Origin of the sequence: Roseibium sp. HPY-6 (genome assembly GCF_040530035.1) — a bacterium.
Taxonomy (GTDB): domain Bacteria; phylum Pseudomonadota; class Alphaproteobacteria; order Rhizobiales; family Stappiaceae; genus Roseibium.
Map to the genome: position 1 here is coordinate 1,932,425 of NZ_JBEWCD010000002.1, position 21,996 is coordinate 1,954,420.

The window sequence follows — 21,996 nt, forward strand, 5'->3', positions numbered from 1 at the left end:
AACCGATCAATGATGCGTTCTGTGATGGCTGAGCATCTTGGCGGCGTCGAGGGATTTTGTCGGCTGGAAACTCTCCGGATCGGCCATGGCCCAGAACGCGGAGTAGCCGGGAAGGTCGTGCGCCTCGTCCAGAAGCGCGCCTTTTCTCAGCCAGGTGAAGGCGGTGTTCGCAGACATGATCTCGCGCGCGCCTCCACGCAAGAAGAAGTGTTCCGGCCTGAATTCACTTGGATGTTTCAGGCCCGCTGCCGCCGTAAAGGCCATCAGTGATTTCAGCGTGTTGCGGTGGAAATTGGTAACGCGTTCCGCCTTGTCCGGCACGACAAGCGCCTGCTGGCGCTTCGGGTCCTGGGTCGCGACGCCTGTCGGGCAGCGGTTTGTGTGGCAACTCTGCGACTGGATGCAGCCGACCGCGAACATGAAACCACGTGCAGAGTTCACCCAGTCCGCGCCGAGACACATGGTGCCTGAAATGTCGAATGCGCTGATCAGCTTGCCGCTGGCACCCAGCTTGATGTCATCGCGGATGCCGGTGGCGACCAGGCTGTTGTGAACGAAGAGCAACCCCTGCAGGAGCGGCGTCCCGAGCCTGTTGGCGAATTCGATCGGCGCCGCTCCCGTGCCGCCTTCAGCACCGTCAACGACAATGAAATCCGGTTTTATGTCTGTTTTCAGCATGGCCTTGACGATTGCCATGAACTCCCAGCGGTGACCGATACAAAGCTTGAAGCCAACCGGTTTCCCGCCGGAAAGGTCCCGCAACGTCTTGATGAATTCCAGAAGTTCGATCGGTGTCGAAAACGCCGAATGAGACGCTGGAGAAATGCAATCCTCGCCAACGGGAACACCGCGTGCTTCGGCAATCTCCTCCGACACTTTCGGGCCGGGCAACACGCCGCCATGGCCCGGCTTGGCGCCCTGGCTCATCTTGATTTCGATCATCTTGATTTGGGGATTGCTTGCCTGCGCCTTGAACTTTTCCGGATCGAAGGTGCCGTCGGCGGCCCTGCATCCGAAGTAACCGCTCCCGAGCTCCCAGACGAGGTCGCCGCCGCCTTCGCGGTGATAGCGCGAAACGCTGCCTTCGCCGGTGTCGTGATAAAAGTGGCCCGCCTTCGCTCCTTTGTTGAGCGCCAGGATGGCGTTGCCGGAGAGCGAGCCGAAACTCATCGCGGATATGTTGTATAGCGATGCAGAGTAAGGCTGTTTGCAGTCTGGGCCACCGATGGTGACCCTGAGTTCCTCATGATTCTCCGGCTGCGGCGTGATGGAATGGTTCACCCAGCCATAGTGCTCGTTATAGACGTCCAGTTCCGTCCCGAATGGCAGAACGTCCTCAATGTTCTTGGCCCGGTCATAGACCATGGAGCGGCGCTCGCGGGAGAAGGGGCGCCCATCCTGGTTGCTTTCGAAAAAATACTGCCTGAGTTCCGGCCGGATCGCTTCGAAAAGGAACCGGAAATGCCCGATCACGGGATAATTGCGCAAGACTGCATGGCGTGTCTGTTGCAGGTCGTAGAACCCGAGCAGTGACAGGAAACCGGCGATGAGCAGCGGCCAGACAAAATGAATGCTGACGGCGAACATCAATATGAATGTGAAAAAGGTAACGAGAAGGCAAAGGGCAAATACAGTGTAGCGGGCTGGAAACACGGCCGGGAATCCCTCTAAGAAAGCTTGCTGCGTTAGTTGTGTCAGGCCGCAGGGCAAAAGGGAAGGGTGAACGTCGTCGGCTCTCTCCAAGACCACGCACGGTTTCATGCGCAAGCATCGCGCTTGGTTATGCGTTGAGAAGCGTCATAAGGCGTTCGGCAGCTCCACTCGCTCCCGCTTCAGTGGCGATTGTGTCTCTTGCTGCTTCAGCGCCTTGCCGAAAGACGGGTGTCTCAAGCGCCTCGAGCGCCGCAGCAAGGCTTTCAACCGTCAGTTTTTTCTGCCGAATGGGGGCTGGTCCTGCGCCGATCCGATGAACCTGCTGGCCCCAGAAAGGCTGGTCGCCGAAGACAGGGCAAACAAGCGATGGCTTGCCCCATCGAAGTGCCTCGTGTGTTGTGCCGGCGCCGCCATGATGTACGACACCTGCGCATTTCGGAAACAGCCAGCTGTGTGGTGCCTTGTCGATCAGGAAGACGTGCCCGGAAAGGGACGGAGGCAATTTTTCCACGGTGAGCCCGCCCCATCCTTTGGCCAGCACGGCCCGTTGTCCCGTCGTCTCAAGTGCGCCAAGGACAATCCTGGCAAGGTCACCCGGATTTTTGCTCGGCATGGAACCAAAGCCAAGGTAAACCGGTGGCGGGCGTTCGGCGAGAAACCGCGCCAGGTCCTCCGGAGGTGCATAATCCGGATCTGGCTCGGTAAACCAGTATCCGCTTTGCCAGAATTGCTTGGACCAGTCGCCCGGGGTCGGCACAAGTGCGGATGAAAAAGCCTGTAGCGACAAGGCATCTGAGCCGTCCGGCATGAAACCGTCTATCGTCGAACCGGACATTGAGAGCTCATGTGCCGCCTCGGCTTTCAACGGCTTGTAGAGCGGGCGCAGCCCGGCCTGCATCAGAAGGCGTGCCAATCCGTAACTCTTGCGATTGAGAAAAGCCCCACAATCCGGCCATCCGAAGAGCGGCAGCGGAAAACACCCCGTCGGCGCGGTCACGGGCTGAAGCGATATCGGCAGCGCCGGAACGCCCAGTCTGCGGCCGACAAGGGTCATGACTGTTGCCTTGAGATTGAAGAGGATGAGGTCGGGTTTTTCCTCCAACCCGATTTGCCAAAGGGTGGTGGCTATCTCCTGCTGCAGGACGAGGCTGTGCCGGGCCGCCTTGATCATGCCCTTAAGCGAATGAAGAGCCGCCTTGACTTCGGCCTGTTGCAACAGGGTTTGAAAGTTCACCGGCACTGGACGGGCACGGGCGCCAGCGCTCTCGATCATGTCGTCGAAACCTTCGCCCGTGCTGACGAAAACATCCGCATCAAGGCCGGTCAGTGCGCCTGCAAGGGCCACATAAGGCTGTACGTCACCTCGGGTCCCCAGAGTGGCGATCATGACTTTCGGGCGGGTATTTTTCATGACGGTTTCTAAAGGCGAGGGCCAGTCGAGGCGGGTGGAAGGCGTTCCAGGATCTCACATGGCGACGAACCGTAAAAATTGCAACCAGCGCGTCGATCGCTTAGGCCTTTGGCAAAGAGTTATGGCGCGAGAACCGGGGATTGGAATGCAGACTGTTTTTTCGCTCAAAACCGAAGGGCAAGGCCTTTATGAGTTCACACATTCCATAAGCTCCTGGTTGAACGAAGCGGCTGTGGAAGACGGTCTGCTGACCCTTTTCGTCCGCCACACATCTTGTTCGCTGTTGATCCAGGAGAATGCGGACCCTGACGTCCAGGTGGACCTGAAAGCGTTTTTCGAACGTCTTGTACCCCCGTCCGATCATCCGAGCATGAGCTACCTCGTTCACACTTATGAGGGCCCGGACGATATGCCGGCCCATATAAAAGCGGCGATGATGCCGGTTTCGCTATCGATACCGGTCGCCCAGGGACGCATGATGCTTGGAACCTGGCAGGGGATTTATCTGTTTGAGCACAGGACGCGCGCGCATCGACGCCAGGTTGCCGCGCATTTTCTGGCGACATCGGCGTGAGGACCTATGTGCGAAGTGACGGTAGACCGATGCCTGTGCTCTCAAAGCCGCCGTCGGATGCGATGATCTGACCGGTCACATAGCTGGCCCTGTCTGAGCAGAGGAATTCAATCACTTCCGCAATTTCCTGCTCGCTCCCATACCGGTTGAGCGGAATGGCATCGTGATAGGCTTCGATGATGTCCTGGCTGTGCACGGCCATGGCGAGCTTGGTTCGCACCGGTCCGGGGCAGACGCAATTGGCGCGCACGCCGAATTCGCCAAGCTCAGCCGCCTGCTGCTTCGTTATGTGGATCACGGCTGCTTTCGATGTGCCGTAGGCGACCCGTAGTGTCGAAGCGCGAAGTCCCGATATCGAAGCGATATTGACCAGGGCACCGCGGGTCTGTTTGAGCGATGGGATCGCCGCCTGCGAAACCAGAAAGACGCCGTCCAGATTGGTTGCCATGACCGTCCGCCAGGCTTCGAAATCCGTCTCCTCCATAGGACCGAACATGGCAACACCGGCATTGTTGACGACCGCATCCAGCTGCCCGAAGCTTTCCAAAATGGCAGAGAGCGCCACCTCAACCTGGCCTGGATCCGATACATCGCAGACAAACGGCTTAGCGCCATCGAGATCCTGCGCGGCAAGCGTCAGTTCTTCTGCGTCACGGTCAAGCATCGCAACCTGCCAGCCGCGCTTGAGCATCAAGTGGGCTGTTGCAAGACCGATCCCACGCGCTGCGCCTGTCACAAGGGCCGTTTTTCGGGACATTTTTCCTCACTGAAACGATGACATTGCAATACTCTCGCGGAGAGTGGTCTGGACTTCATCTCATCGAAATACAAACGCTTATCGTTCCGGCATTGTCCCAAAGCGCCCCATCGACGTCGTTTATCCGGAACGCATAATTTCCCGCGGGGTTGCGGGCCGTGGCCGCTAGAGCCGTAAATTCGGCGAAGGGGACGATTCGTCCGGACTGATCGCGAACGAGCATTTCCCCAAAAGCATAGGACTGATCAAACTTATAGCCATAGAGCGGTCCGAGCTTTTTTGCGTCATTGCCGGAGTATCCGCGTGGACCGACCGGCTTGTAGAGACCTGCTATGACGCTCCAGCTACCGGAAAAGCTCACTTTTCGAACCTTTCCGTCTGGAATCGTCACACCTTGCCAGCCTTTTTTGGAATTGACGTCAACGCAGTAATCGGCTGCGTGAACAAGGTTTGGAAACAGCAACATTAGGGAGCAAATTGAAGTTAGAAGTTTAGCCATGAATTGCTCCGAAATTGAAGATATCACAGAGCAAATATCACTGCTGCCGGTTCGTCAAGCTCTCTTCTAATTCTTTGTAATTAAACAATTTTTGAGAATAATCTGACGGACTACTCACACTTATCTCACACTTTATTTCCTTGTAAGTCTCGCCGAAAAAACTCACATTTTACTCGAACGATGAGGGTCGTTCCTCCCCAAACTGGCGCCGGGCTTTTTGTAAAGTCCTGGCGCCATTTTTTTGTATTCGATAGATTTGCCCTAGGGCGGCCCGCGCCGTCGGACGGGGACGACGCGGGCACTCACACCGGCCTGAAAAGGAGGGGCTCAGGTCACGGTGTTTACCGCTGCCGCAATCATGGCGGCAATCTGGTCTTTCAGGTGAAGGCGTTTTTTCTTGAGGTTTTCCAGAACCTCATCGGCAGCCGGTTCCACATTGGTTTCAATGCGATGCACTTCCCGGTTTATGGTGTGGTATTCGTCCGCCAGGCGCGCAAAATGAGCGTCATTGGCTTTAAGCGTGCGCAGGGTTTCTTCAGCTTCCGGGAATTCTTCGTGCAGTTCGTGCGGAACGTGACTCATGCAGGCCTCCATTTAAGACCCACAAGGTGCCGTCAAGTTGTGCCTGCCACCTTGAGACAGATCAATCGATCGGCAATTGGAAGCAACATCAAAGCCATAGATGGGCGCTTTTCCGAGCGCCAGCGAGATCAATTCCCAAAAGCGACCGGGGCCAACGCTCAAGAAACCGGCTCAAAATGCCATCTAAAAGGTGATCACACCGCAGAAACAACTCCGCCAACCCTTTCCGCGACCCACCACGCTGACAGGATCGCGATCGCGGTCAAGGTACCCAGTCTCGCTGGTCTGAGGGCGGGTGTGGCCAATTGCTCAAGGACGAAAACCATGATGAGTGTCACGGCCAGGATCAGAAGCTGACCGACTTCGATGCCGAGGTTGAAGGCGAGCAGGGCAAGAACGAGATCCGGTGCATCTCGGCCCAGGATGTCGCCGAGAACAAAGGAAAAGCCAAGACCGTGCAGAAGCCCGATCCCCGAAAAGACAAGAATTGACCCGGATCTTTGGATCATTGCTGCGACTGCCGCATATAGAACCGAGGCGGCAATCGCCGCTTCAACCAGCGGAATGAACCATGGCCACGAAGGTGTCGCGCCCAGAAACGTTGCAATAAGGGTAACGGAATGTCCGATCGTGAAGGCCGTGACGAGATAGATCAGCTTGCGCGTCGCTCCCACGCCAAGCGCCAGTGCGATGACCAGCAGTACATGATCGAGGCCCTCCAGGATGTGAAGCATGCCCTGATAGACGAAATGAAGGAAAGTCGACAGGCGCGATCCGTCAATGACGGCCGGTGTTTCGAGTTGGCCGGGCGCGGTCGTTGAAACCGGCGGATCCATTCTCGCATCAACAAGATGATTTTCGATCGCAACCCCCGGGCCAGGGAGCAACGGTGGATATCCGGACCGCACTTCAAGCACACCGGCCGGATCGGTGCTTGTTATCTGCAAGGCGTAGTCGATGATGGCCGCTCCAAAAGCCGGATCGAGCGACGTGTTGTCCAATTGAATGGCTGCGCGCGCGGAGGCTGCAGTATCGAGTGTTTGCGCGGGCCGGCGGGCCCGGATCGTAAATCCCGTCAGCACGGTCTCAAGGTCGAGGCCGGCCTGAGAGACAATGAGTGTCTTTTGAAGGCGGCTTTCGAAGGCCTCGGGATCGCGATCGACTGCGGCCATGTCCAGTCTGTAGCGCACGCCCGTTCCCGTAGTCTCAAGGCGCAGAAAAGGTGAGACAAGGGGTGCCTGATCCACTTGGGCCCGGCCCACCAGATCGGAAAAGACGAGCGGTGCCGGTGCCCGGACATAGAGTGTGAGAGTGCCGTTATCCTCCGCAACGAGGAGGGTCCGCACCTTCGTTCCTTCCGTAAAATGCGCATTGGCCGGAAGCGCAAAAAGGCCTGCGAGCGCAAGGAAGAGGGCGGTGATTTGGAAAACTCTGAAACAGGCTGCGGGTAGAAATGTCATGATCTCGTTCCGATACGGGTCCCGGGCGCAGCGCGCCCGGGAGAGAGTTTGCAACAACTTTGCTCCGACGCCGAGCCGTTATTGCCAAAACTCTTCCTGCCACGTCATTTGCGGCAGGTCTTCGACAACCTCAAAGGTCTTGGTCTGTGTAAATGTGCGTCCGTAGCGGTCCGTTGTCGTTACTTCGAGGGTATGAAGACCGACGGGCAGGTCTGCCGGCAATTCGGCCCGCCACAGGTGGCTGGATTTGGTCGACAGCATCCAGTTTTGGAATGGCCCGGCTGCACCCGTCCAATGCGTTCCCTGCCAGGTGTAGAAACCCGCTGTTTCCTCGCCACCTTCGGCGCTTCTTACAGCGATGCGGCCGTTGGTGGATTGCTTGGCAAGCGCAAGCGGGTCGGCATAGGTCGGGCCATCCAGAACCGCTTCGCCTTCACCTTTCTGGGTGCGCACAGCCTCTGTTGGTGTGCCGCCGTTGATGGCGAAAGACACTTTGCTTTCTTTCGATCCGTTCCACACGTTGATGGCCACAAAGGTCGTGTCGTTGAGGTCTTCACGGGTCAGCATGTCCATGTCGCCGAGGTCGTTCACGGTAACCGGTGGGATGATGTCGCTCGGTACATCATAGAGATCGGTATAGCTGACCAGTTTTTCCGCCCACTCGCGGAAGCGGGGGGTGTTGAAGGAAACGTGCAGCTGATCGGTCTCAGTGCCCTCGAAGGTCATATAGGTGTCGACATAATCCGGTCCTGAGAAGTCCAGGACGTAATAGCCGCGCGGTGAACCGAGACGCTGCGTTCCATGCGGAACACCGCTGCTGTTCAGATCACCCGCCCACCAGGACCCGGACACGGCGCCGGTGACGATCTGGTGGAATTTTGCGGGGCCGGTGTTCGTCGCCGCTTCCCATCCTTCGAAGTACTCGCCAGGCAGGATCTGTTCGGTCGTGTGGGTGTGACCTGACAGGCCGAGGGCAGGGCGATCACCGATGAGTTCGTAGAGCTTGTCGAGATTGTCTACCTGGTGCTTCTGCGCCTCGGCATCCGTGTAGGTCACGAACGGAATGTGCGCATTCAAAACGATCAGCTTGTCCTGCGGCACGTTTGCAAGATCGTTTTTCAGCCATTCCAGCTGGCGCTCGGAGATGACGCCGTTGTAGGACGGCTTGGCCGAGAGATCACAGAACGAGTGGGCATCGACACCGTTACACGGATAGCGAACGTCATCGAGCACGACGAAATGCACCTGACCGATGTCGAAGGAGTAGTATTCCGGGCCGAACTCGCGGCGAAAGGTATCGAAGCTGTCAGCATCGTTCTTGGCATCAAAGTCGAGGTCGTGATTGCCGGCGACATAATATTGCGGAACACCACCTGCAGCGATGATCTTTCTGAAACGGGGATAGAGCGAGAGGTCATCGCCCATCACGTCGCCTTCAAAGAGGAGGCACTGCGTTTCCGAATTGTCGCGGTTGGCCAGCATGTTGCCGACAGTCTGGCGGACATAGCTGATTTCCTGGTTTGAATAGGGCTGCGTATCCCCGAAAACCAGGCACTGGAAAGTGTCGCCCACCTGATCCTCGATCAGCGGAAAATTCACGGCTTGCGGCAAAGGGCCTGTCGGCTGGATGCCGCCGAAGCGCAAGTCCGGAGAACCGGCGACTTTGTGGACATAGTTAAACTGCGGAACCATGTCTTCGCTGAGCGGTGTCGCGTATCCTGCCGGCTTGGTGACAAAGAGATTCATGTCGTCATAGGCCGGCAACTCATAGCGGCCATCGTCGCCGGTCACAACCACTTCGCGTCCGTTTGACACCAGAACGCCGGCAACACCTGCTTCGCCTTCATCCAGCTTCGAATTGCGGTTCGCATCGATAAATACTTTGCCGGTCGCTTTTTCTGCAGGCTGGTCGCCGCGTACAACGTCAACAGAACCGACGTAACTTGCATCTTTCGCGAATGCGCCGGGCGCAATCACGCTTGTGCCTGCCAGCAGCAGGGCCAAGGTCATTCTTTTCATGAGAGCCTCCGAGGGATAGGGCTGTTGGGTCAGCCAGCTCACACTTTGGTGGGCTTCAATGACGATAGGTTGTCCTTCACGTTAAAGTTTTGTGGCAGGGGTGGTGCACGCACTGTCATGAAGTCAGCATAACTGTCATATGCGCGTTTTGACACTTTTCGTTCTTTCAAAAAAAACGGCGGAAAAGCTGGCGTGAAAGCTGAAGCAAAAGACGTTTTCTCCTGACAGAAGGCTGTCAGGAGGACCTTGCTAGGGTGCTTCCATCACACCACGCAAGGAGACCGAAAATGTCGTTTGCCCCTGATCATTTCACCGTCTGGATGGAAATTCCCGTTTCTGATCTGGACAAGGCAATCAGCTTCTATAACGAAGTTTTTCAAACTGAACTCAACCGTGTGACGGACATGGGCCCCAACCATATTGCCATGTTCCCGACCAAGGACCAGATGGGTGTCGCCGGGCATTTGTATCCTGGCAAGCCTGCGTCAAATGGCTCAGGACCGACAGTCCATATTGCCTGTCCTGACAGTCTTGAGGCCACAATGGAACGCTTTGCAAAAGCGGGCGGCGAGGTAGTATCCGACCCGATCGCAATCCCTTCCGGCCGATTCGCCTATGGAACCGATCCGGACGGCAATTCGATCGGTTTGTTTGCCTCGTAAGGAGCCTGCCGCATGAGACGAGCCGACCGCCTGTTCCAGATAGTTCAATATCTGCGTGGCGGACGGCTGGTCCGGGCACGTCAGTTGTCCGAATGGCTGGAAGTTTCGGAGCGGACCATATACCGCGATGTCGCCGATCTTCAGGCATCCGGCGTTCCCATCGAGGGGGCAGCGGGTGTCGGCTATATCATGCGTGACGGCTACGATCTGCCGCCTCTGATGTTCACCCGAGACGAAATCGTTGCCCTTTTGGCTGGAGCCCGCCTGATACGTGCCTGGGGTGGTGCGGCCATGGCGCGTGCGGCCGAAGAGGCCATGATCAAGATTGACGCCGTCATTCCGGAAAAAGCGCGCGTTCGCCAAAACGAGGTAGAAATCCACGCCTTTGCGGCTGAGATGACACCGCAAGTGCGCACGCTTATCGATTTTCTTGAGGCATCGGCTGATGCGCGCAAGCGATTGTCGATTTCCTATCTGGACGGCAAGGGCGATGCTTCCAGCCGGGTGATCCGGCCCCTCGGGCTCTGGTTCTGGGGCAAGGTCTGGACGTTGGTCGCCTGGTGCGAGCTTCGTCACGATTTTCGGATGTTTCGGCTAGACCGTATGTCGGACGCCACCGAAACGGGTGACAGTTTTCGCCCTGAACCCGGCAAGACATTGAAAGATTTTTATAGGGCCATGGAGCAACAAGGTTACGGACGCCCGAACGCATAGTGCCATATGCTCAAGGATCAAAACCGGGTCGGAATATTCTTTGGCGTGACCACTTGTATGTCGCTTTCCCAAACGTCCGGTGGAGCACCGATGCCGTGAAAGGAAAGAATGTGCCGCAACGCCGCCCGCATGTCGTCGCGCAGGTCATGGTGAAGCACCAGCGAAAGCTTCTCGGCGCGCAAAAGCTCCAGATTGTCTTCGTCAAGATCATGGGCGATGAACACGGCGGGTGATTTGCCGGCCGCTTCAAGCGCTCCCAGAACCGCAACATTCCCGCCGCCCATGGAATAGACGCCGGCGATCTCCTGCTCGCCATTAAGCTGCTGGCCAACTTCCTGTGCCGTCGCCGGGCTGAGGCCACCACCGCCGCTGGCGTCGATGAGTTCGATGTCCGGCCGGTGCTGATGAAGTTCAGCGCGAAATGCCGTGAAGCGCTCTTCTTCGCCCTGGAAGGTGTGCTGGCTGAGCGTCGTCAATACGCATCTTTGACCGTCATGCAGAAGCTTGTGCATGAGATAAGCTGCTGTTTGGCCCGCTCTGGCGTTGTTAAGGCCTGCATAGGCAAGCCTTTCTGAACCCGGTATGTCCGTGAAGAGCGTGAGAACGGGGATGCCCTTGCGAACGAGGAGTGCAATGGCTTCTCGAACGCCTTCCGTATCCCTGGCTTTGAGACAAACGCCCTGGCTGCCCCGGCTGCGGATACGCTCCAGGCACGAGACGGTCTCAGCCGTTGTCATCATTTCGGAAAAAACAAAGCGGGGTCTGAGCGCCGCAGGTCTGAAATCGGGCAACACCGCCTCTGTCGCCTTACGGATTTCACGCGTGAAGCGGGCAGGAGCTTCCACAACGATATCGATGAAGAAGCGTCGGCCCCTGGCGGCCAGCTGTGCCTCCTGGCGCGCAAGTTCCTCAATGGCATCGGTCACGCGCCGGCGCGTCTGGGGACTGACGTTTGCACGATTGTTCAAGACCCGGTCGATGGTGGCAGTGCTCAGACCCGATTGAAGCGCGATTTCCTTGACGGGGAAACGGTGTGTCATGCAATGAAGTTTGGTTTTGATCACAACGTCTTGCAAGTCTCATATAGACGGATCGCGGCTGCCGGTTGCGGCTGAATACACGCACAGGGAAAAGCATTGCGAAGTTGTGTTCTTAAAGGTCAGAACATAAATTTTCGTTTGTTCTGCACATTCGATTTTGTGGTGTTATTGAGTTTTCTGCACGTGTTCATTAAGTCCAACGTCACAGTTTTGTGACATAGATCACGTCTCAAGGTGTCAGAAGTGCTAAGTAGGAACGAAGCAGAACCTGCCGCCGTCGTGTCTCCCACGATAAACAAAACAAGACGTTAGGAGAAACAACCATGCCACCTCGCGCCGGTCACAATTCACGAAATGCAAGACGGACGATGTTTTATCTCGTTCCTTCGAACAGCAACAGCGATTCGACGGACAACATTGGAACGTTTCTGCGTTTAGGCGAGTATTCGGAAGTCGAGCGGCGTTCGTTCGAGAACCAGCACCACGACGAACTGTTTCCCGCCAAGCACATTTCCGACGAGGAAGACGACACCTCGGTCTACACGAATGCTGCCGGCGGGTCACAAGGCATCATGATGTCGTGCGATGGCCGCATTCTGCTCAAATCCGCCGAACGCATGTACATTGAATCGGCAGACTACCACCAGAAGACAAACGGTGACCATGTTCTCGATGTTGACGGCAGCATGTCCACGGTGGTCGAGGACAATATCGACGTAAGCACTGAAAAAGGGAACATGACGCTTAAGAGCGCGAGCAAGATGAAGCTCGAGTGCAACGATCAGGAAGTCAAGGTAAAGGGAAAGTCAGACCATACCTACGACAAGTCTCATACGATAAAGTACAAGGGCTCCTACTTCAGCGAGAAGTACGGATGGGATTTCCAGAGCATTTTCGGCATGAACATGACCACCTACTACGGTGGCATCATGGAATCTGTCTATGGTGTGCGCATGCAGTTCGACAAATTCAACTTCATGTCGGATTGGGTCTCGCTTAACTGGAAAGGGACGCAGATCGACCTGCGCGGCATTGTCATGAAAAAGGTGACCGCAAAATTCGGCTCCACGGACTGCAAGGCCGAGTGGGACGAGATCATGGTCGGGCTGCAGGGCATGAAGGCAGAGGCGACCCGCCTGGAAGCGAAACGCAAGGAACTGGCGATCAAGAGCGGCGAAATCGACATGCAGAACAACCGCGTTGGCGCAAGGCTCGTCGGTATTGAATGCATCGTATAACGCGCTCGACCGAGCTGACCGGTCATCTGGTCAACGGGAAACGGACGCCAACTGCGCTAGGACAAAGCGCACGCCCCTGATGAGGAAGATGGTTTTTGCCTGCTATCATTAAGCCGTCCAGAGTTTCGGTCGCACACCAGACCGAGCCAACGCGAGACGGCGCTCTGACAACAGTCTCAGCATACATCCTTTTTGATTTCGCCGAACCGGGCCGGCTCCTGACGGAGCAGGCGCTTTGGCCGATGGTGGCGGACCAGATGCCGAACCAGGCGATATTCGACCGTGGACAGCCGAAGCCGAAAGGCGATCTTATCATCGCGGGCTGTGCACTTTCGCCAACGGACGATCCCATCGATGCGATCCGTGTCACGGCGCAATTCGGTGCTTTTGAAAAACAGCTGGCCGTTTTTGGTGACCGTTTCTGGCAGCGCACCGAAGAGGGTGTGCGCATGAGCCGCCCGGTCCCGTTTCTGGAGATGCCTGTTGGCGATCAACAGGCTTTCGGTGGGCCTGGTTACCTGCTCAATCAGCGTGGCAAAGGTTTTGGCGCGAGGCAGTTGCTTGAAGCGGGTTTGCCGGCGCCTCTCCCGAATGTTGAAAACGCAAACCGCCTGATCAAGTCTCATGAAGATCAGCTGCATCCGGCCTTCTTGGGCCCTATCGCTCCGGACGACGCCGCGCGTCTGCAACTGCTTGGAACATATGATCAACACTGGGTCGACAATGTCTCGCCCTTAAAACCGGACGATTTCAATCCTCTCTACAACTGCGACGCTCCGACAGACCAGCGTTTCGACGGCTTCTTCGAAGGCGGAGAAACTTTTGCGATCGCCGGTATGTCGCGCGGCACGCCTTCGGTTGGTGGGCAAATTCCACGACTTACCGCGCGTTGCTTTTATCAGCTGGAGCAAAGTGAAGATCTCGCGGAGACTGTGATGCGGTGCGACACCGTAACGCTTTTTCCGAATGTTCAAAAAGCGACGCTGACATTCCGGGGTCTCATCCGGGCGCAGGACAGGTTTGCCCAGGATATTGCTGCGATCATGCTGGCGCTCGAAGAAACGGACACCGCGCGCCGGGATCCGGCTTACTACGTTGATGTCTACAAGAAACGTAGATCAAAGACCGAAGCGCACAAATATGCGCTCGCGGACTACCAGTTGATGCCGCAAGCCGATCCGAGAATCCTCAGCGAAAGACGCAAGCGCAAGCTCGAGAAAGCGGCTGCCGATCGCGAAAGATTTGTGGCCAACCAGAATTGGGCAACGGCCAAAATGCTCGAGGACGAAGGTCTTCCGGGCGACCTTTTCCCCCCGCGTGATACACAGATCATGGACGACATCCCCCTTGTCGCGCAGCCGACGCGGGAGGAAATGGAAAACGGCGAAGTGGATATCGCCGCCCTGCTTGACGAGGTCAAGGAGGTGGAAGACGCACTCTTGGAAAAGCGTGACCACGAGATGGTTCGGGCGGAATTGCAGCGCAGAATGCTGATTGAGGCAATTCCGAGGGAGCGTGCAACGCCAAACATGCTCAAGCCGATCGCCGAAGAAGCATTGGTTGAAAAATACCCGAATGTCCAACTGGATCCGGAAATCGTCGACAGTCTGAAACAGATCATGGCTGGATTGTCTTCCTTGAAGGACCGAGACGAAACAGGCATTGCATCAGGGATCGGAAACGACAGCGACATCAACGACAGTGCCGCTCGGACGCTCGATGCCCTGTTCGGTCCGAACGACAAACAGTCCACGGAAGAAATTGAAAGCACATTCAAGAAGGCTGTTGCGAGGGCTTTGAAGCAGCCTGAGGGCAATATTCTTGCAGACTTCAGAACCGCATTGCAGGAAACGGATTTGTCTGGGCTCGACACGCTCGATACAGGAGATCATGAGCCGCAGACCGGTGTTGAGGATCAGTTCGATGTCCTCTTGGCAGAGCTGTCGTCGCCAGCTACCGACGCCTCAACTGATGCACGCGCTGCTCCCGGTCTGTTGCTTTCAGCCCCCGAACGGGAAGGCGGTAGCATTCAAGAGGAACCTTCGGGCCTCAGTCAGACAAATGGCAAGCGCGGCGAGATGGTCGACGCGTTGCTGCGCCATGGCAAGTCACTCGATGCGAACGGCTTTCCCTCTGCAGAAAACCAGGCGCCGGATGCATCGTCGCATTCGATGATGGCGACCGCCATGGACCGGTTAAACGAGGCAGACGAACTGCTCGACGAGAATATGACTGTCGCGCGGCAGAACTCTCCGACACCGCTCTTCCCCCTTGATACGTTACCGGAGGCCGTTGCGGAGCGTTTGGGCATCCTGATTGCAGAAAAGCTCGCCGAAAAGCATGATTTCAAGGGAGCTGACCTGGCCGGAGCGGATCTTCGCGAGGTCGACTTCAGCGGGATGGATTTGCGCGGCACGTTCTTTGAACAGGCCGATTTGACGGGAGCGCGCTTTTCGGGATGCGACCTGTCTGGAGCCGTTTTCGCAGGTGCGACGCTCGATGGTGCCAATCTTTCCCGGACTGACCTCAGCAGGGCCAATCTCAGCAAGGTGAGCGCAAGAGGCGTGCGCCTCGATGGTACCAAACTGCACGATCTTGTCATTTTTCAATCCGACTTTTCGCAGAGTACAGGCATCGATGTGACCCTGGATAAAGTGCGTTTCATTGAGGCAAAGCTTGACAATGTCGCACTTGGCGCGAGCCGGCTGACCGATTGCCAGTTCTTGTCCGGCAGCGCCGAGGGTTTTGCCGCGCCGGACTCCCGGCTACTGCGCACGATGTTCATCATGCTTCAGATGAACACCATGGATCTGTCTGGCTGCGATCTGGAGCGGATCGGTTTCATGGAAGTTCCTGCCCGGAAATCGAATTTCAGGAAGGGAAAATGGAAATCCGTCGGGTTCATGGGCGGCTGTGATCTGACGGGGTCCAGATTCGATGCTCTTGAAGCTGTCGACAGTTCGTTCAACTCAGCCAGGATGCAGGCGTGCTGCTTCTTGCGGGCAAACGGTAACGCTTGTTTTTTCAACGCTTGCGACCTGGAAGCCAACGACTTTCGCCTGGCCTCGTTTCACAACACGCTATTCGGACGCTCGACATTCGCAGGCAGCGACTTCTTTGGCGCTAATCTGTTCATGGCCGCATTGACCGCAGCGGATTTGCGGGGTTGCTCAATGCGCGGAGCCAATCTTTTCGCAGCGGACCTGATGGACGCGAAGCTGGCAGGATGCGATCTGTCCGGCGCCAACCTTGGCATGACGATGTTGGGAGGTGCCGCACATGCCTAAGCAGCCCGGCAGAAAACCTGTTTCGCGTGAAGATGTGCAGGCATTTCGCGAACATGAGCAACCCGTGATGCTCAGGGATGCAGAGAAATTGTCTTTTCAGGGCATGGATCTTTCGGGAATTCGCTTCATCGACTGCAACCTTGCCGGCTGCGATTTTACCGGAGCAGATCTCAGCGATGCCCAGATCGTGTCTTGCGTTCTGACAGAAGCGAAATTCGAAGGCTGCAATCTGACGAATACCCAGATCGTAAGCTGCGAAATGAATGGCGCCACGATGAAGGATACGCATGCCGGGCGGCTGCAACTTGTTGCCTGTGACGCGACCAATGCCGACTTTGAAAGCAGTACGTTCGAAGAAGTGTCGATTGCGCAAACGAAACTTGAAAATGCCGACTTTTCAAACAGCGCCTTTTACCGGGCGGTTGTTCTCGGGTCTCCGATAAGTGGCGTTCGATTGAAAAATGCCGTTTTGTCAAACTTTATGCTGACCGACGCCGACTTGCGGCCTGTGGACCTGTCTGGTGTTTTTGTCGACATCGCTTTGTTCGCGGAAGCGGATCTGTCGGGCCATGATTTGTCCGGCCAGTCCTGGCAGCATTGCACGTTCCATCAGGCGACATTCAAGGGCACAAATTTCAACGGTGCAGACCTGAGCGCCTCCGTATTTGCCGAGTGCGATTTTGAGGGCGCAAGCCTGAAGGGCGTGACCGCGAACACCACCGGTTTCACAAAGAGCCGTCTCGATGGCGTTGATCTGTCCGGCAGCCGTCTTTCCATGGCGAATTTTGCCGGTGCAAGCCTCAAGGGGGCATCCTTGAACAATTCGGCCCTGTTCTCGGCTGTTTTTCTGGAAACCGACTGCCGGGCTGCACTTTTTGAGCGGAGCGATTTGAACCAGGCCGAGTTTTCGCACGCGGATGTTTCCGCCACATCTTTTGCGTCCAGCAGTCTGGCAAACGCAAAATTTCATGCCGCTAAGACAGAACAAACCGCTTTCGCAGGTACATCAGGCAGACGGATAGAAACCGATACGGACCGTCTTGTCGCGGAACTCTACCGAACGGACAAAGTCGCCCTCGATGGCGAAACCACTGCAAGCAGAGGAACAGTCTAATGCCATTTGCGAACACCCAGGGGCCGCTTCCCGGCATGGATTTTGCCGCTCCTGACGTTTACCTGCAGACGACACCGGCGGGCCCTGTTCCGGTTCCCATGGTTTCCATGGGCTATCGTGCGACCGAAATTCCGACCTGTTTTCGTATGCTCGTCTCGTGCATGCCGGTTCACAATATGACAAACGTTGCGCCGGTGACCATAAGTGGACCGGGACCGGGGGTTGCGTCCGGGATGGTCTGTTCGAACAGCCGGAACATCATCGGTTCGTTTAAGGTGTTTTTCCAGTGCATGCCGGCGACCCGCGCGCTCACGGATCCGACGGCGCAAAATGGCCTGTCACCAAATTCGGTTGGCGCGACCATTTCACCGTCACAGGTCAAGTTGATGTGTTTGAGCTGACGGACTGGATCACCGCTGCCTGAACCGCGTAAACGGCTTCGACAAATCCACGACGCAAATGAAGAATGAAAAACGTAGCGCTCATGACAGATAAGAAAAATCCGCAAACGCAAACATCCGTAAGACAGCAATACACACCGCAATCCGATGCTGCTGGACTTGAAACAGGTGAAGTGGTGGCGCTCGCGACCGCGCAGGAAGCGATGGTGACGCTGCCCGGTGGCGAGCGGATCCATGCAGTTCAGGCGACGAGCTGTCTGCTTGCTCCTGTCATAGGCGACACGGTTCTTGTCTATCGGGGGCCTGAGCAGGCTTTCCTTCTTTCGGTCCTGGCGCGCAAGGCATCTGTGGTTGCCGAAGTGAGCGTCCCCGATGCCAAGGACATTGCCCTAAAAGCAAACGGCAAACTCGCACTTTCAGCCCCGGACATTAACGTCAGTGCACGCCGGATGCATGTCATTGCCGATACCGTCACACAAACGGGCAAACAGCTGATCAACAACTTCAGCCGTGCGTTCGAAACCTGCGTCGACAAGATCCTGAATGCGCGAACGGTAACCACGACAGCTCAAAGCCGCAGCAGCGCGATCAAGGAAACGGAGACGCTGAAAGCGGGAATCCTGGTACAGAACATCGACGGTGTCGCAACCCAGAACAGCGATATTTCCATGATCACCGCGGAAGAAGACGTGCGCCTTGATGCGAAGCGCGTCAGCGTCGGGTGACGGGAAGTATCATGCTGTTGGTAGATGACAGGTTGAAAGCGGCACGCGATCATGCAGCAGCCGGCAGGCACGACAACGCGGTGCTTCTGTTCGAAAGCGTGCTGGATGTCGCACCTGGAAACGTCGAAGCGCTTTCCGGATTGGTAGAAGCGCGCCTGGCGGGCGGCGACCTGGAAGCGGCGCAAGCACTCCTTTTGAAAGGGGCTTCACTGAGCGGGCAGGATCCGGGCCTTCTGACCCTTGCAGCAAAAGTTGGTCTCCTTTCCGGGGATGAGACAGAGGCGGAACGCCTGGTCGACCATGCACTGGCACTTGACCCGTTTCACATTCAGGCTGTGCTGCTGAAGTCTGAACGTCTTGCCAGCCAGGGCAGGGTGTTCGAGGTCGAGGATTTGCTCAACAAGGTGCGTGCGCGCACGCAGGATCCGCAGATACTGGCGGGCATCGCAAACCTTTATTTCAAACACGGCCTTTTCGGACCTGCTTTGCTCCTTGCGCAGGAAGCGCACGACCTTTCGCCGCTGGATGCGCCTGCCAATGCGCTTGTTGGGCGCATTCTGACCGCTTTGGGTGACCATGCGAAAGCCACGCCCTTTCTGGAAACAGCACATTTGCAGGACCCGTCCAATCTGGAGCACCTGATCGGCTTGGCAGACAACAGTGCGGCAACAGGTTTGCTGTCAGAGGCCAGGCGCATCGCAAACCGGGCCATCGCACTCTACCCGACCGCAATGCCAGCATGGCTCTGTCAGATCAGCATAAGGGCAAAACTTGGCGAGGCTGCCGATGCGCTGAAGGAATTTGCGCCTGTTGCAAAAGCGGCCGAAAACCGCGTCGATGCCATACTGACGCTGGGAGCCGCCTATCGGCTGGCAGGCCAGCCGGCGAAGACGATGCAACTGTTGGAACCGCTGCTCAACGGTGGGGAGCCACTCGAACCTGCCGTCAGGGCGCGCCTCGTCAATCTTCTGCACGACGCGTATCTGTCGGCTGGCGAGCTTGAAAAAGTGCCGCCCATCCTGAGCGAAACCGTTGGCACCTGCTTGGGTATCTCCGTCGCAGAGAGTATCGATCATGAGACCTTGAGGGATCGGCTCGATAAAACCGCGATGGTGATCGATCCAGGGCTAAACACTCTTGAATTCATGGTCATGGCAAGGTTCATCGGCAAGACTGCGCGCGGCTTTGATACACCGGTTGTTGGGCCGTCCGGCCTGGCGCAATTGGCGGGCCTCCTGGGCTATCGGAACTATTTGGCAAACGACACGAGCGAAGAACACGGCGCGAAGACAGCGTTTTCGCATGCCGTGCCCGTTTCGCGTCTTCTTGGGGTGCCGGCGGTGATCCGCGGTGGTCTGCACTCGGAACCGTATTTGCCCGCTCTCGAACAGGATCTTCACAAATGGCGGCGCGCCCTTGAGGAGTTTCCACGGCCGTGGATCGGGATTTCGTGGAACGAAACACCGACAGGCCTGGCATTGGATCCCCTGTTGAAGGCTCTTCCGACGACGCCCGGGACACTGGTCAGCACGATCTGGGATCAAGGCAGGTCACAGCTTCAGGGGCATTCCGGCATCATAGATGCGGGCAAGCACTTTCAGAACCTGGATGATCTTGCTGCCTTGCTGCAGGTGCTGGACGTTGTCGTCGGGCCCGACGGACTTGTCCTGCATGCGGCTGGAGCCGCCGGAACACCGGGGCTTGCCCTGGTCGAACATATCGCGCCCTGGTACTGGCATGCGGAAGACGGAAAGAGCATCTGGTATCCGAGCATCGATGTTATTCGCGCTCCGCGGACTGAGCATTGGTCGCTGGTCATGCCAATGGTGGCTCAGCAGATAAAATCCGGAATGACGCCGCATCTCTAACCGGTGCGAGCATTCAAGTGACATCGCGTTTGATGGATTCCTGATTGATTTTCGCGTCCTCCCGACACGCCAAACCGGTACTCTCTACCGAGTGTTGGCGTAGAGGAGGAATGTCTATGGATCAGCATGTCATACCGGACGGATTTTTTGACGCGCAAAGCTGTCGTCTCGATGATTTTAAAAGACTTGTCAGCCAGCGCCTATCGGATGGCTCTGTGCCCTACGCGGATCGCGTTGAAACCAATATCCCCATATATGACGTCGCGGCGATAGAGCACATGCTCGCCGCTGAGGAGGGGCGTCGGCGGCTCATGGCCGAGTGGGCACGCGTGCTCAAGGATGGATCAGGCGTTCTGGTGCTTTCAGGAGCTTATTCAGACACTACGCCTCTCGACAAGGCTGCGGCCGTTTTCCAGCAAATCATTATGGAAGAGAAGAATGCAGCGGGAGGGGGTGCGGATCACTTCGCGGCCGCAGGCGCGAATGATCGCGTTTGGAATTCGCTCCAAAAACTCTGCCTCAGAGAACCTGATGTCTTCGCAGCCTGCTTCTCCAATCTCGCAGTGGACGCCGTTTGTGAAGCCTGGCTCGGGCCGAATTATCAGATGACGTCGCAGGTCAACCTTGTCAGGCCGGGCGGTGCGGCGCAACGGGCGCACCGGGACTATCATCTTGGTTTCCAGACTGCAGAAACGTGCGCCGGCTATCCTGCCCATGTGCATGACTTGTCTCCGGTCATGACGCTGCAAGGTGCCATTGCGCACACTGACATGCCAGTGGAAAGCGGCCCGACAAAACTGTTGCCGTTTTCGCAATTATACAGGCCCGGCTACATGGCCTATCGGCAGGCGGAGTTCAGTGATTTCTTTGAAACAGCCTGCGTGCAGCTCCCCTTGCGCAAGGGCGACGCACTTTTCTTCAATCCTGCACTTTTTCATGCTGCGGGGGAAAACAGGAGCAGCGGAATTCAGCGTCTTGCCAATCTTCTACAGGTGTCGTCCGCGTTCTGTCGTGCAATGGAAACTTTGGACAGAAAAGCCATGTGCAACGCGCTTTATCCGGTGTTGCTGAAAAAACGCCAGGCAGGCACATGGTCATCGGCCCTTATCGAAGCAGCGGTCTCAGCATGCGCCGAGGGCTATTCGTTCCCGACCAATCTGGATACGGATCCGCCGATCGGTGGCCTGGCACCGGAAACGCAGAAGCAACTGTTTCTAAGATCTCTCGAAGAAAGGTGCTCCAAGGAAGACTTTGCAAAGGCTCTGGAAGCGCAGGAACGGCGCCGGTCTGCCTGACCTCTTACTCGGCGGACGCATAGCCGTTGCCGATGATTTCGCGGATGAGCTTGCGCTTCATTGCGCGTGCGTAATCGTCGTAGTCTTCAGCGATCTCGATAAAGGCGCCCGGGCCACTGATGACATGTTGCCGGTAGTACTGGATCGGCGAGGCATCTTCGCCGGCGATAACCAGCCCATTGACCGTAACACCCTCGAAATCAAAGGCCTTGTAAGCACTCGAAGGTGGGTATCCATCGTTGTTGATGCCGTCTCCCGCAACATCGATTACCTTGCGCGTGCAGTTTTCCGGCGCCCGGCTCATCTGGATGGAGGCATAGCTCAGGGCGTAGCCAATTGCGGTTGGAAAACCTATGAAGCCACGGCGTGCCTTTCGCAACGCATTGGCAGCCTTTTCCGCGCTTTCCGCATCTTCCAGATATTGCCAGGCAAACTGGAGAAAATGTTGCCTCTGTCCGCTCCATTCAAAACTCATGACCCAGATGCCGCCGACCGCTTCGATTGCCGCAACGACCTCCGGATCACTGAGCGCATCTGCCAGCCCGTTGAGTTGAAGATCGTGTTCGAGATGATCGACGCTCGACGAACCATCCATAGCCAGGACAAGCGACAGAGAACACGCTGCTGCAGGCTGGGGGAACAAAGCGGTCAGTGCCAGGATCAGCCCGGAGGTGCAACAAGCCCATTTCGTCACGCA

Annotated in this window: 19 protein-coding genes; 10 read left to right on the plus strand and 9 right to left on the minus strand. The window is 56.8% G+C overall.

The genetic code is table 11. The annotated features are described in order from the left end of the window. Positions 1 to 6: 6 nt before the first annotated feature. Positions 7 to 1,653 (minus strand): FMN-binding glutamate synthase family protein, encoded by a 1,647-nt coding sequence (locus ABVF61_RS20165; protein WP_502949983.1) that lies wholly within the window; start codon positions 1,651 to 1,653, stop codon positions 7 to 9. Positions 1,654 to 1,780: 127 nt separating this feature from the next. After that, the gene (locus ABVF61_RS20170; protein WP_353995322.1) at positions 1,781 to 3,064 is read right to left on the minus strand and encodes a glycosyltransferase; all 1,284 of its coding nucleotides are present in this window, start codon (positions 3,062 to 3,064) and stop codon (positions 1,781 to 1,783) included. 145 nt (positions 3,065 to 3,209) lie between these two features. Here ABVF61_RS20170 and ABVF61_RS20175 point away from each other — a divergent pair, with 145 nt between their 5' ends. Continuing rightward, entirely contained in the window at positions 3,210 to 3,638 is a 429-nt protein-coding gene (locus tag ABVF61_RS20175) for a secondary thiamine-phosphate synthase enzyme YjbQ (RefSeq protein ID WP_353995323.1), read from the plus strand. 4 nt (positions 3,639 to 3,642) lie between these two features. On the opposite strand, the gene ABVF61_RS20180 is transcribed toward ABVF61_RS20175, so the two are convergent. From ABVF61_RS20180 to ABVF61_RS20200, 5 genes are all read right to left on the minus strand, one after another. Next, on the minus strand, positions 3,643 to 4,395 hold the full coding sequence (locus ABVF61_RS20180; protein WP_353995324.1) for an SDR family NAD(P)-dependent oxidoreductase: 753 nt from the start codon (positions 4,393 to 4,395) through the stop codon (positions 3,643 to 3,645). 55 nt (positions 4,396 to 4,450) lie between these two features. Further along, positions 4,451 to 4,894: a hypothetical protein gene (locus ABVF61_RS20185; RefSeq protein ID WP_353995325.1), complete on the minus strand. Its 444-nt coding sequence runs from the start codon at positions 4,892 to 4,894 to the stop codon at positions 4,451 to 4,453. A 327-nt stretch (positions 4,895 to 5,221) separates the two neighbouring features. Then, the gene (locus ABVF61_RS20190; RefSeq protein WP_353995326.1) at positions 5,222 to 5,476 is read right to left on the minus strand and encodes an HP1242/YdcH family protein; all 255 of its coding nucleotides are present in this window, start codon (positions 5,474 to 5,476) and stop codon (positions 5,222 to 5,224) included. A 194-nt stretch (positions 5,477 to 5,670) separates the two neighbouring features. Continuing rightward, positions 5,671 to 6,936 carry a HupE/UreJ family protein gene (locus ABVF61_RS20195; protein ID WP_353995327.1) on the minus strand — a complete coding sequence of 422 codons (1,266 nt, stop codon included), beginning with the start codon at positions 6,934 to 6,936 and terminating at the stop codon, positions 5,671 to 5,673. 78 nt (positions 6,937 to 7,014) lie between these two features. Next, positions 7,015 to 8,955, minus strand: coding sequence for a calcineurin-like phosphoesterase C-terminal domain-containing protein (locus ABVF61_RS20200; RefSeq protein ID WP_353995328.1), 1,941 nt, complete (start codon positions 8,953 to 8,955; stop codon positions 7,015 to 7,017). A 287-nt stretch (positions 8,956 to 9,242) separates the two neighbouring features. On the opposite strand from ABVF61_RS20200, the gene ABVF61_RS20205 reads away from it, so the two are divergent. Beyond that, complete coding sequence (locus ABVF61_RS20205; protein ID WP_353995329.1) at positions 9,243 to 9,617, plus strand: VOC family protein; 375 nt, start codon at positions 9,243 to 9,245, stop codon at positions 9,615 to 9,617. A 12-nt stretch (positions 9,618 to 9,629) separates the two neighbouring features. After that, positions 9,630 to 10,331 (plus strand): helix-turn-helix transcriptional regulator, encoded by a 702-nt coding sequence (locus tag ABVF61_RS20210; protein WP_353995330.1) that lies wholly within the window; start codon positions 9,630 to 9,632, stop codon positions 10,329 to 10,331. Positions 10,332 to 10,348: 17 nt separating this feature from the next. Here ABVF61_RS20210 and ABVF61_RS20215 read toward each other — a convergent pair whose 3' ends face one another. Continuing rightward, positions 10,349 to 11,371: a LacI family DNA-binding transcriptional regulator gene (locus ABVF61_RS20215; RefSeq protein WP_353995331.1), complete on the minus strand. Its 1,023-nt coding sequence runs from the start codon at positions 11,369 to 11,371 to the stop codon at positions 10,349 to 10,351. A gap of 323 nt (positions 11,372 to 11,694) precedes the next feature. On the opposite strand from ABVF61_RS20215, the gene ABVF61_RS20220 reads away from it, so the two are divergent. The 7 genes from ABVF61_RS20220 to ABVF61_RS20250 all read left to right on the plus strand — a co-directional run bounded on the left by ABVF61_RS20220 (position 11,695) and on the right by ABVF61_RS20250 (position 21,299). Next, positions 11,695 to 12,609 (plus strand): hypothetical protein, encoded by a 915-nt coding sequence (locus ABVF61_RS20220; protein WP_353995332.1) that lies wholly within the window; start codon positions 11,695 to 11,697, stop codon positions 12,607 to 12,609. Between the two features lie 95 nt (positions 12,610 to 12,704). Beyond that, positions 12,705 to 15,896, plus strand: a complete 3,192-nt coding sequence (locus tag ABVF61_RS20225; RefSeq protein ID WP_353995333.1) for a DUF2169 family type VI secretion system accessory protein — start codon at positions 12,705 to 12,707, stop codon at positions 15,894 to 15,896. Continuing rightward, positions 15,889 to 17,010 (plus strand): pentapeptide repeat-containing protein, encoded by a 1,122-nt coding sequence (locus ABVF61_RS20230; RefSeq protein ID WP_353995334.1) that lies wholly within the window; start codon positions 15,889 to 15,891, stop codon positions 17,008 to 17,010. Before ABVF61_RS20225 ends, ABVF61_RS20230 begins: the two co-directional genes overlap by 8 nt. Beyond that, positions 17,010 to 17,411: a PAAR-like domain-containing protein gene (locus ABVF61_RS20235; protein WP_353995335.1), complete on the plus strand. Its 402-nt coding sequence runs from the start codon at positions 17,010 to 17,012 to the stop codon at positions 17,409 to 17,411. The genes ABVF61_RS20230 and ABVF61_RS20235 overlap by 1 nt, the downstream gene beginning before the upstream one ends. A gap of 83 nt (positions 17,412 to 17,494) precedes the next feature. Continuing rightward, the gene (locus tag ABVF61_RS20240) at positions 17,495 to 18,136 is read left to right on the plus strand and encodes a DUF3540 domain-containing protein (protein WP_353995336.1); all 642 of its coding nucleotides are present in this window, start codon (positions 17,495 to 17,497) and stop codon (positions 18,134 to 18,136) included. Positions 18,137 to 18,147: 11 nt separating this feature from the next. Next, on the plus strand, positions 18,148 to 20,004 hold the full coding sequence (locus ABVF61_RS20245; RefSeq protein ID WP_353995337.1) for a tetratricopeptide repeat protein: 1,857 nt from the start codon (positions 18,148 to 18,150) through the stop codon (positions 20,002 to 20,004). A 116-nt stretch (positions 20,005 to 20,120) separates the two neighbouring features. After that, on the plus strand, positions 20,121 to 21,299 hold the full coding sequence (locus tag ABVF61_RS20250) for a phytanoyl-CoA dioxygenase family protein (RefSeq protein ID WP_353995338.1): 1,179 nt from the start codon (positions 20,121 to 20,123) through the stop codon (positions 21,297 to 21,299). A 4-nt stretch (positions 21,300 to 21,303) separates the two neighbouring features. Here ABVF61_RS20250 and ABVF61_RS20255 read toward each other — a convergent pair whose 3' ends face one another. Continuing rightward, positions 21,304 to 21,993: a DUF1194 domain-containing protein gene (locus tag ABVF61_RS20255; protein WP_353995339.1), complete on the minus strand. Its 690-nt coding sequence runs from the start codon at positions 21,991 to 21,993 to the stop codon at positions 21,304 to 21,306. Between the last annotated feature and the right edge of the window lie 3 nt (positions 21,994 to 21,996).